A 10,761-nucleotide genomic window follows, 5' to 3' on the forward strand; every position below is an offset into this window, starting at 1 on the left:
ACTTTCATATTTTACAATGTAAACGTTATACCTATGGCTTTAGATAGGAATTTAACTTTATAAATTATATTTTTTTATAAGTAAAAAGGGCTTGTTGTATATACAGCAGGCCCTTTTTAGGGATTAGCCGTTAGTGTCTAACAGCTAACCCCTAACCCCTAGCTGCTAACTGCTAACTACTGACCGCTAACTGCTGACTGCTGACACCCTCAATGCGTCGCCGTGGGCTGGGCGTCGTGATGGGCCGTTTTGTTGTCGGCGTGGACGAGTTCTTTGCCGCAGTAGTAGACGATGGAGATGGCCAGGACCATGAGGGCGATGGCCAGGACGAACTGCAGTCCTTCGATGAGGAACGACCAGTTACCCGAGGCAATCTTGATGATCAGGGCATAAGCCGATTCGACGAGGGCTGTCATGGTAACGCAGAACATGACGACCATGGGGATGTAGAGCATGAAGCTCTTGCGGCCTGTCGTCTTGAGGAAGACCGTCAGGCAGATGAGGACCATGGCCGACAGCAGCTGGTTGGCCGAGCCGAAGAGAGGCCAGATGTTCATGTAGCCGCCTAAGCAGAGCAGGAAGCCGAAGAACAAGGTGATGACCGTAGCAAAATACTTATTGACGCAGATTTTCTGGATCGTGTTCATTTCCTGTCCTTCATCGACGCTGAACAGTTCCTGGAAGGACATACGGCCGATACGGCCGACGGCATCGAGGGTCGTCAGGGCCAGGGCCGATACGCACATGGTCATGATGCAGGCAGCTGCCGTCTGGGACAGGCCGAACATGGTGAAGAAACCAGCGACGGCGCCGGAGAAGATCTGGAACGGCGTGCCCGAAGCGACGTGGCCGTTGGAAGCGGCAGCGCAGGCGATGACCAGGGAAACGACGCCTAAGACCGATTCGACGCACATGGAACCGTAGCCGACAAAGACCGAATCCTGTTCCTTATCCAGGGTCTTCGACGACGTACCGGACGAAACGAGGCTGTGGAAGCCGGAAACGGCACCGCAGGCGATGGTGATGAACAGGATTGGGAACAAATCCTTGCCGCCGACCGAGAAGGACGTGAAGGCCGGCATATTCAGCGTCGGCTGGGCGATGAAGATACCGATGACGCCGCCGGCGATCATCATGAGCAGCAGGAAGGCGCTGATGTAGTCGCGCGGCTGTTTCAGGAGCCACATGGGCATGATGGAAGCAAAGAAAATATAAGCGAAGATGATGTACAGCCAGGTCATGCGGTCCAGGTAAATCGGCAGGTCGATGCCGACATAGAGCATGGCGATCAAGAGGACGATGGCGATGACGAAGCGTACTTTTTCACTGGGATTGAACTTCTTGATGAACAGGCCAAAGGCAATGGCGACGAAGATGAACAGCATGGAAATGGAAGCGGCAGCCGCATTGGGCAGGACCATGGATCCATCCTTGGCAAAGCCATTGAACGTCGTAGCGACGATATCGCCGAAAGCGGCGATGACCAGCAGGCTGAAGACCCAGCAGAAGAGCAGGAACAGGCGGCGGCCCGTCGTGCCGATGTACTTTTCGATGAGGACGCCCATGGATTTGCCGTCATTCTTCATGGATGCGTAGAGGGCTGCGAAGTCCTGGACGGCACCGAAGAAGACGCCGCCGATCATGAGCCATAAGAAAGCCGGCAGCCAGCCGTAGGCAGCGGCGATGATCGGGCCCGTGACGGGGCCGGCACCGGTGATGGACGAGAACTGATTGGCAAAGACCGTGAACTTAGAAGACGGCGTATAATCCTGGCCATCTTCCAGGCGATGGGCCGGCGTCAGGGCGTTGGGGTCGATGCCCCACGTCTTAGCCAGCCACTTGCCATAGAACCGATAGGCTACCGCCAGGATGACGATAGCACAAGTGACTAAAACAACACCATTCATAGAAATTCCTCCTATACTCAAAAAAAACAAATGGATCTGTGCGGAGGAGCTGAAGATGTTAAGGTAAATAAAAATGAATGCCATAAAATACATCTTCGCTTCTGCGCATGTGTACGGTATAACACGATTAAAAGGGCCTGTCAAATATACTATGAAGTCATCGTCGGCGTTTTACTTATATTTTTTAAGAATAAAAAAGAGATTAAACGTTATGATTTCGTTTAATCCCTTTAACATATTACATGTCAATGTGACAATTATTTATATTTTATGGATTTCAGTTTTTTTCATCCTCAGTGCCCGGATACGCTGGCCTGGCTCGTCTGGCTGGCCTGACGGTGCTGGGCCGCACGCGGACGGCGAACCCGCTTCTTACGGGCAGCGGCTTTTTTGGCATTGGCCTGGAAATTGGCGACGATAGTCCGGGCCAGCCAGCCCATGAGACAGCCTGTCAGCAAGATCTTGACAGCCAGCAAGTCCCACGTCGTCGATAACAATAAGGCCAATACGACAAAAATAGACGTAACGATCGTTTTATTCATGAACAAACACATCTCCCCTGTCGACATACATAAAAATCATCATACTAACTTTAATTATACACGTTTTTCATGGATTAAACAAGGGCTTGTCGCACATGCGACAGCCCTTGTTGAGTATTAAGTTTGCAGTTTGTAGTTTTTAGTGAAGGCTTTAAATTTAAAACCATCCTCTACAAACTCTGCACTACAAACTATACAGCAGGAGGGACAAATTTAAAATTTGTATTTATATTGCAGGGGCTCGTACGACGGCTACTCAAAAGTCAGCCGCATCTGGTACCATGTGACGCCGCCGTGGACGGAGGCGCTGATGCCTTCGTTCTGGAAGCCGAATTTCGCATAGTACGGGAGGAGCTTGTCTTTGCAGGTCAGGACCAGGCCCTGTCGTCCCTGCTGCCTGGCGTCGGCAATGGCCGCTTCCAGGAGCTTCCCGGCATAGCCATGGCAGCGGCACGAAGGCAGGGTATTGACGCCGAAAATCATCTGCCAGGCCCCCTTTTCGTCATGCATGGCCGCCTGAGCGTACATGGCGTCAGTCAAATCCCGTTCATCCGTCACCATGCCGTCGACGAAGGACACGAGGTCCCCCTTTTCATCGAAGAGCAGCCAGAAATGGGCCGCATAATGGGCCAGGCGGTCCCGGAATTCATCGGCCGTCGCCGCTTCTGCCGGCGGGAAGCAGGCTTTCTCTACAGCCGCCACAGCGGCTAAATCGGCCATCGTAGCCGTCCTGATTTTTATAAACAATCTCCTCTTTCCTATCTATTTTCTCTCCATTATACAGGCCATCGCCGCCTGCCGCAACAGACAGCCTTCAGGCCTTGCCCTTGAATTTATGGATCAGGCTGGTCCGATTGGTCACGTCGAAGCGGTGATAGAGCTGGGACAAGCGCTTCTTGACGGTGAAAATGAAGGTACAGCGCTGATATTCCTGCAGATAGACCTTATACGACGAGTCGGCCCTCAGCTGACACGAACCCTCAACCAGCCACAAGTCCTCCGTCAGTTCCTTGGCCCGGTACGTTTCCTGGCTCATGACACAGGGGATGAGCCGGTTGGCACTGGCCCGGAAGATATCGCCGACCCGCTGCCGCCCTTCGGCACTCATTTCCCGGCCGGCGCCGAGCCAGACGACATCGGGCGCCAGATAAGCCAAGAGCAGGTCCAGGCTGGATGAGGCGAAATAGGAATGTAAAATACGGCGCGCCAAGGCAATCAGACTGCGCCGCGTCGATGAAGTCTTCATAAAAAGGCATCGCCTCCTTTTCCTAAATGTCATCTTTTATTGTAATTGAAAAAGTGCCTTTTTGTAAACCAGTATGGTACGTTACCTTTATTGTAAATTATCATCAAATTTCAAAAAAAAAATCACCTGTATTTTACTACAGGTGATAGATATAAAATATACATAGTACCTGGCGATTCCGCCCTTTACTATTCGTTTCAGTCATTATTTAATTTTATTGAGCTGCGTCGCCAATTCTTCTGCCGACGGGTCGCCGTTGACCGGCGTCATGATGTTCTGCGCCCCCAAGTAGAGCGTACCGCCGGACGCCGTGGCCTGCTGCTTGCTGTGGCCGTTCTGGTAGGCTGCGGCCAGGTTGCCCAGGACGAAATAGGACCGTTCGGCACTGCTCATGCTGGACGTGGCTGCGGGCTTGATGAATTTGTTGCCGTTGACGTAGACCGTGCCGTCTTTGACGCTGGCGTGTTTGCCGCTCATTTCATAGAGCTTGTTGGCATAATTGTCGCGCCGTTCCTGATTCGATGGATGGTCAGAGGGAGAGAAGATTTCACCGACAAAGTTGCTGGCATTATCGCCCTGTTTTTCCATGACCCGCTGCCAGATGGCGGCCGTCGCACCGGGATTATAGCCGGCACGGGTGATATACCCGAAGGACAGGTTGTCCGCTTCCCATTCGGCAGCCCTGTCGATATGGACCGTTTCGATCTGATTGCTGACCGTGTTGAGGATGAGGTTGTTCAGGCCCGAGCCGCCAATCGTATCGGCCAGGACCATCTTGCCGATTTCGACATTGACCTTCTTCTGCGTCGAATTGGCGACGTGGTGTTTCTGGCCGTGGCCCATTTCATGGCCTAAGACGACGGCGATTTCATCATCGTTGCTGACCAGGTCGAACATGCCCTTATTGACGACCATGACGTGGCCCATGGTGCAGGCCGCATTGAACGTCGTGTCCGGGCTGACATACCAGCGGTAGGGCAAGGTCTTGATGCTGGGGTCCGTCTGGGCGATGCTGGCGCTGAGGCGGTTCATGATAGAAGCCAGCCGTTCATCGTAATAAGAATTATTGAGGACGCCGGTCTGCTTGGTGACGGACTGGTAAATCTCGCTCTGTCCTTCTTTGGTCGTGTCATAGTGCTTGATCTGCTTGCTCAAGGCCGATTTCACCTGGAAGCCGCCGATGACATCGGTAATGAGGTCAGCCTGGACCGGCTGGACCGGCACGATGCCCATAGGCAGTGAGAACGCGGCCATGGCTGCCACACAGGCAGCGGCTATTTTTTTCTTCATATGCATAAAAATCACCCTTCCCCTGTACTGGAAATCTATACTTCCATTATACAAGGAAAGGGTGGACTTGCAAGGCTTAATAAGGTCAGGATATGTACGATTCTCCCCCAAAAAGCTAATGAGGAAATTCCAACATAACCTGCGGCGGGCTTGCCACGTGCAAGCCCCCTACAGGAGTCACGAACCACTAAAACTAAATCTGGGCAAAGAGTTTCTTCCGGGTCCGTTCGGCTTCGGCTTTGATCTTTTCGATGTCCAGTTTGGTGAATTCTTTATGGCGCAAGAGGACTTCGCCGTTGACCAGGACCGTATCGACATCCATGCTGTTGGCACTGTAGGCCATGAGGCTCAGGGTGTCGTTCTTGGGGTACCAGTGCAGGCCTTCGCGGTCGACGAGAGTGATGTCGGCTTTATAGCCTGTTTCCAATTTGCCGACGTCTTTGTAGCCCAGGCACTTGGCGCCGCCTTCGGTCAGCATGTTGATGGCCGTTTCGGCCGGGATGACCAGCGGGTCCAGGGTATTGGCCTTGTGGATGAGCGTAGTCAGGCGCATTTCTTCGACGATGTCCAGGTTGTTGTTGCTCGATGCCCCATCGGTACCGAGGCCGACAGTGATGCCTTTGGCCAGCATCTTGGGGACCGGCGCGATGCCGCTGGCCAGCTTGAGGTTGCTGCCCGGATTGTGGGCGACGCGGACGTGCTTTGCCGCCATGATATCCATATCGTCATCATCGACCCAGACGCAGTGGGCAGCCAGGCAGCCGCAGTCCAATACGCCGATTTCATCCATCAGGGCGATGGGCGACTTGCCGTATTGCTGCTTGATGTTTTCCACTTCCCCCTTAGTTTCGCTGAGGTGGATATGGATTTCGGCTCCCAGTTCCCGTGCCTGGTCGACGAATTTATGGAGATAATCAGGCGGGCACGTATACGGCGCATGCGGCCCCATCATGACCGTGATGCGGCCATCGGCCGTGCCGTGCCAGTCGAGGAAGAGCTGGCGGTTTTCATCGAGGCCGGCCTGGGCATTCGGCCCGATACCGATACTGCCGCGGCACAAGCAGGCGCGGATACCCGATTCTTCGACGGCGCGGGCTTCCTGGTCCATGTGGTCGTACATATCGGCATAGGCCGTCGTACCGCATCGGATCATTTCGGCAATGCCCAGCATGGACTGGGCGTAAATGACATCGTCTGTCAATTTGGCTTCAGCCGGCCAGATTTTCTTTTCCAGCCAGTCCATGAGCTGCATGTCGTCGGCATAACTGCGGAAAACCGTCATGGCTACATGGTTATGGGTGTTGACGAAACCCGGCAGGGCCAGCATGCCCTTGCCGTCGATGACTTCATCATAGTCCGATGCCTTCGGCGCTTCGGGAAATCCCGTGATGCGCGAGCCGTCGATGGCGATGTTCTGGCCTTCTAAGACGCCGTGGTCCTGGTAGAGGGCTACGTGCTGAATCAGTTTTTTCATCGTTTCCCCTCCTGGTCCTTAGTCGAGATTCAAATATTTACGCTGTTCTTCGCTGAGCGTGTCGATGGCATAACCCATGGAAGCCAGTTTGATCTTGGCGATTTCCGTGTCGATTTCATGGGGCAGGACATAGACATGATTGCCCAGTTCGGTATGGTGTTCGAGGATGTATTTAGCAGCCAGGGCCTGGACGGCAAAGGACAGGTCCATGATTTCAGCCGGATGACCGTCACCGGCAGCCAGGTTGACCAGGCGGCCTTCAGCCAGGAGGTTGATGACATGGCCGTTCGGGAGTTCATAGCCTTCGATGTTGTGGCGGGCTTCAAAGTGGCGGACTGCCAGGGCTTCCAATTCGGGTTTGTTGATTTCTACGTCGAAGTGACCGGCATTGGCCAGGACGACGCCGTCTTTCATGTTCTTCATATGTTCGCCGCGGATGACGTCCTTGTCGCCAGTCAGGGTGACGAAGATATCGCCGACTTTAGCGGCTTCAGCCATGGGCATGACTTCAAAACCGTCGAAAACGGCTTCGATGGCTTTGATCGGGTCGACTTCGGTGACGATGACATGAGCGCCCAGGCCTTTGGCACGCATAGCGCAGCCCTTGCCGCACCAGCCATAGCCGGCGACGACGACTTTCTTGCCGACGACGGTCAGGTTCGTCGTGCGCATGATGCCGTCCCACGTGGACTGACCTGTGCCGTAGCGGTTATCAAAGAGGTATTTGCAGTACGAATCATTGGCTGCGACCATGGGGAACTTCAATTCGTCGGCTTTGTCGAGGCCGTGGAGACGGTTGACGCCTGTCGTCGTTTCTTCCGTGCCGCCCAGGAGATTTTCCATGGCATCGGCCCGCGTCGTGTGCAGGAGATGGACCTGGTCGCCGCCGTCGTCGATGATGATGTCCGGATGATGGTCCAGGGATTTATTGAGGAAATCGAAGTATTCTTCGTCCGTTGCGCCATACCAGGCATAGACGGTCAAGCCATCTTCGACGAGGGCTGCAGCGACGTCGTCCTGCGTGGACAAGGGGTTGCTGCCGGTGACGATGACGTTGGCGCCGGCGCGATGAAGGACTTCTGCCAAATAGGCCGTCTTGGCTTCGAGATGGACGCTGACGCAAATCGTTTTGCCTTTAAAGGTCTGGTCGGCTTTCAGTTTGTCGCCAATGGCATTGAGGGCCGGCATGTGACGATCGACCCAGCTGATTTTTTCATGACCGCTTTTAGCTAACTTGATATCGCGAATAATAGATTCCATACGAGTAAGACCTCTTTCTGTAATGAATTAGTGTTGGAAAAACGCCGGTACGGATATGGCATCCGGCCGGTGGATGATGCCCTGTTCCGTCACGATGGCGCGGATATTTTCATGAGGCGTCACATCGAAGGCGGGATTGAAGACGGGCGTTTCGGGGAGGGCTGCCGCCGCACCCCGGAAAGAACGGACTTCATCGTGATTCCGTTCTTCAATAGGGATCTGGCTGCCGTCGGCAATGGACAAATCGAAAGTCGAAGCCGGCGCGGCGATGTACAGGGGAATATCCAGTTCCCTTGCCATCAGGGACAGGCCGTAAGTCCCGATCTTATTGGCCGTATCGCCATTGGCGGCGATGCGGTCGGCACCGACGATGATGGCATCGACGCCTTTCGTCTTGAGCGTCCAGGCCGCCATGTTGTCGGTAATGAGCGTCACCGGGATATGGTCAGCCATGAGCTCGAAAGCCGTCAGGCGGGCGCCCTGCAGGAGGGGCCGCGTTTCATCGGCGTAGACCATGGACACCTGGCCCCGGCGATGGAGCTCGCGGATGACACCCAGCGCCGTGCCGACACCAGCCGTAGCCAGGGCACCGGCATTGCAGTGCGTGAGCAGCGTCAAAGGACGGCTGATTTTTTCCAGCTCGTCGGCCCCGAACCGGGCCATAGCCGTATTGATGGCAATATCGGCTTTATGGATGGCCACGGCCTTTTCTTCCAGGGCTGCCGTCGTGGCTTCAGCGCCGTCGGCTTCATGCTGGCGGGCACAAGCCATCATCTGGGTCAGGGCCCAGTGCAGGTTGACCGCCGTCGGCCGGGCCGCATCGAGGTCCCGGCAGATAGTTTCCAGGTCCGTCAAAAAGGGCGTATCTCCCCCTTTCTGGCACAGGGTACGCGCCGCCAGGACGACGGCATAGGCCGCAGCGACGCCGATAGCCGGCGCCCCGCGGACAGCCAGGACGGAAATGGCCTGGCGCACGTCCTGCCAGGAATGGCAGGGCAGATAGATTTCTTCAAAGGGCAGCTTCGTCTGGTCCAGGAGGAACAGCGTGCCCGCTTGCCAGCGCAGTGTATCCATTATACCGTAAACCCTCCATAAGCCTGCAGGGTGTGGCGGCAGGCGCAGTCCTCATTATCATATAATTCGATGCTCTTCAGGATGAGCTGCTGCAGGCGCTGGGAATTCTCGGCCATAGCTTCGACGACCTCTTCATGGGTCAGGGGCGTCGGCGAAATGCCGGCGGCAAAATTGGTGACCATGGAAATCGTGGCATAGCAGATTTCCGCTTCTCTGGCCAGGCAGACTTCGGGGACGTTGGTCATGCCGACCAAATCGCCGCCGAGCTTTTCATACATCCTGATTTCAGCCGGCGTCTCGAAGCGGGGCCCTTCCGTGCAGACATAGGTTCCCTTATCATGGAGCGTATAACCGCCAAGGGCCTGAGCCGCAGCCACTACGGTCCGGCGCAGGGTCGGGCAGTACGGTTCGGTCATGTCCACGTGGACGACGCCGTTTTCGCCACCGTCGAAGAACGACGTATGACGGCATTTGGTGAAATCCAGGAACTGGTCGGGCAGGACGAAATCGCCCGGCTTGTCATCGCGGTTCAGCGAGCCGACAGCCGTCGTCGACAAGATGGCCGTGACGCCCAGGCGCTTCAAGCCCAGGATATTGGCCCGGTAATTGATGAGGTGCGGCGGAATGGAATGATTCCGGCCGTGGCGGGGCAAAAAGACGAGTTCCTTATCCTTATACGTCCCCTGCCAATAATGAATGGTCCCGTAAAAGGTATCCATATAGTCTTCATGGACATTGGACAAAATCTTCGGGTCGCAGACACCGGTACCGCCGATGATGGCAATGAGTCCCATCGTAAAACCTCCTTCGGAGAATCAATTCTTCTTATGGCGCTGGGCAGCCGCTTCATACAGCGCTGCCAGTTCATCGTGAGACAATACGTATTTGGCCCCGCAATACTGACAGGTCATTTCCACCTGCGGGTCCTTCAAGAGGGCTTCCTTATCTTCCTGGCGCAGGGACAACAGAGCATTTTCAAAGCGCTGGCGCGAGCACGTGCAGCGCCAGTACAGATTCTGCCGGTAGAGTTCCTTGAAATGCATACCGCTGAGGATGATGTCAATGAGGCCTTCACCATTGGGATGGTCCTGCAAATACGTCGTCAAAGCACCGACCTGGGTGATATTGGCTTCGACACGGGCCAGGTCTTCATCCTTCGCGCCCGGCAGGGCCTGGACGAGGAAACCGCCGGCTGCAGCAATGGTGTAATCCTGGCTGACCAGGACGCCCAGGCTGATCGTCGACGGCACTTGTTCCGATGTGAACAGATAGTAAGCGATGTCTTCGGCAATTTCACCGGACACCAAATCGGCCTGGCTCGTATAAGTCGTCTTTTCCGGCGTGAAACGCGTCACCGTCAACTGGCCGTGCTGGCCGACACCGGCTGCCACATCGAGCTTGCCATTGACCTTCAGCGGCAGGTCGACCTGCGGATTGTCTACATAGCCGCGGAGCTTATTCGTATCGAAGCAGTCTGCATGGACGGCGCCTAAGGGCCCGTCACCAGCGACCTTCAGGGAAACGCCTTCGTGGTTCTTGTAATCGCCAGCCAACAGGGCTGCGCCGGTCATCGTCCGGCCCAGAGCCGCACTAGCCACAGGCGACAAATTATGGCGCTGCCGTGCCTTCTCGACGATACCCGTCGTCAAGGCAATAGATACCCGGATGAGCTCATCCGATGTATAATGAATGATCTGGTTGCGTGTAATCATGTATGTTCTATCCTTTCTTTACAAATCCAGTCTCTATTATACAACATCGGTGCAGACCTAGCCAGTGCCTTTTGCATGTGTTGGGGAGCCTATCGGCCCCGCCGGTCGCAGGCCGCCTAGAGTGACCCTCGTCTCGTGAAAAAATAGTGGCTCGTGGTTCGTGGCTCGTGGCTCGTAAAAGCCTGCCATTATACTCGAATCAGCTGTGGTCGAATCTCTCTGGCGGGCTTCCTACAGGAAGCCCCTACAATACGGC

General features: G+C 55.1%; 10 protein-coding genes. All 10 read right to left on the reverse strand.

Annotated features, from left to right (window positions below; translation table 11 throughout):
• Window positions 1-209 precede the first annotated feature (209 nt).
• Complete coding sequence (locus tag WMO23_RS05500; RefSeq protein WP_292282378.1) at window positions 210-1,907, reverse strand: carbon starvation CstA family protein; 1,698 nt, start codon at window positions 1,905-1,907, stop codon at window positions 210-212.
• Window positions 1,908-2,200: 293 nt separating this feature from the next.
• Complete coding sequence (locus tag WMO23_RS05505) at window positions 2,201-2,449, reverse strand: hypothetical protein (RefSeq protein ID WP_020310944.1); 249 nt, start codon at window positions 2,447-2,449, stop codon at window positions 2,201-2,203.
• Window positions 2,450-2,701: 252 nt separating this feature from the next.
• Complete coding sequence (locus WMO23_RS05510) at window positions 2,702-3,196, reverse strand: GNAT family N-acetyltransferase (RefSeq protein WP_349173430.1); 495 nt, start codon at window positions 3,194-3,196, stop codon at window positions 2,702-2,704.
• 67 nt (window positions 3,197-3,263) lie between these two features.
• Complete coding sequence (locus tag WMO23_RS05515) at window positions 3,264-3,695, reverse strand: nuclear transport factor 2-like protein (protein WP_292282382.1); 432 nt, start codon at window positions 3,693-3,695, stop codon at window positions 3,264-3,266.
• 204 nt (window positions 3,696-3,899) lie between these two features.
• Window positions 3,900-4,991, reverse strand: a complete 1,092-nt coding sequence (locus WMO23_RS05520) for a M48 family metallopeptidase (protein WP_020310941.1) — start codon at window positions 4,989-4,991, stop codon at window positions 3,900-3,902.
• A 187-nt stretch (window positions 4,992-5,178) separates the two neighbouring features.
• The gene (locus tag WMO23_RS05525; RefSeq protein WP_020310940.1) at window positions 5,179-6,459 is read right to left on the reverse strand and encodes an amidohydrolase; all 1,281 of its coding nucleotides are present in this window, start codon (window positions 6,457-6,459) and stop codon (window positions 5,179-5,181) included.
• 18 nt (window positions 6,460-6,477) lie between these two features.
• Complete coding sequence (locus WMO23_RS05530) at window positions 6,478-7,719, reverse strand: adenosylhomocysteinase (protein WP_292282384.1); 1,242 nt, start codon at window positions 7,717-7,719, stop codon at window positions 6,478-6,480.
• Window positions 7,720-7,746: 27 nt separating this feature from the next.
• A complete protein-coding gene (mtnA, locus tag WMO23_RS05535; protein WP_292108336.1) occupies window positions 7,747-8,793 on the reverse strand; it encodes an S-methyl-5-thioribose-1-phosphate isomerase in 1,047 nt (348 codons plus the stop codon).
• Window positions 8,793-9,587 (reverse strand): S-methyl-5'-thioadenosine phosphorylase, encoded by a 795-nt coding sequence (mtnP, locus tag WMO23_RS05540; protein ID WP_292108337.1) that lies wholly within the window; start codon window positions 9,585-9,587, stop codon window positions 8,793-8,795. Before mtnP ends, mtnA begins: the two co-directional genes overlap by 1 nt.
• A 21-nt stretch (window positions 9,588-9,608) precedes the next feature.
• A complete protein-coding gene (gene hslO / locus WMO23_RS05545) occupies window positions 9,609-10,505 on the reverse strand; it encodes an Hsp33 family molecular chaperone HslO (protein WP_020310936.1) in 897 nt (298 codons plus the stop codon).
• Window positions 10,506-10,761 lie beyond the last annotated feature (256 nt).

The organism is Megasphaera intestinihominis (assembly GCF_040096415.1).
In the GTDB taxonomy this organism is placed as follows: domain Bacteria; phylum Bacillota; class Negativicutes; order Veillonellales; family Megasphaeraceae; genus Megasphaera; species Megasphaera intestinihominis.

Coding starts and splice junctions, on each gene's coding strand:
- WMO23_RS05500 (WP_292282378.1), bottom strand. CDS start 1,907: ATGAATGGTGTTGTTTTAGTCACTTGTGCTATCGTCATCCTGGCGGTA.
- WMO23_RS05505 (WP_020310944.1), bottom strand. CDS start 2,449: ATGAATAAAACGATCGTTACGTCTATTTTTGTCGTATTGGCCTTATTG.
- WMO23_RS05515 (WP_292282382.1), bottom strand. CDS start 3,695: ATGAAGACTTCATCGACGCGGCGCAGTCTGATTGCCTTGGCGCGCCGT.
- WMO23_RS05520 (WP_020310941.1), bottom strand. CDS start 4,991: ATGCATATGAAGAAAAAAATAGCCGCTGCCTGTGTGGCAGCCATGGCC.
- WMO23_RS05525 (WP_020310940.1), bottom strand. CDS start 6,459: ATGAAAAAACTGATTCAGCACGTAGCCCTCTACCAGGACCACGGCGTC.
- WMO23_RS05530 (WP_292282384.1), bottom strand. CDS start 7,719: ATGGAATCTATTATTCGCGATATCAAGTTAGCTAAAAGCGGTCATGAA.
- mtnA (WP_292108336.1), bottom strand. CDS start 8,793: ATGGATACACTGCGCTGGCAAGCGGGCACGCTGTTCCTCCTGGACCAG.
- mtnP (WP_292108337.1), bottom strand. CDS start 9,587: ATGGGACTCATTGCCATCATCGGCGGTACCGGTGTCTGCGACCCGAAG.
- hslO (WP_020310936.1), bottom strand. CDS start 10,505: ATGATTACACGCAACCAGATCATTCATTATACATCGGATGAGCTCATC.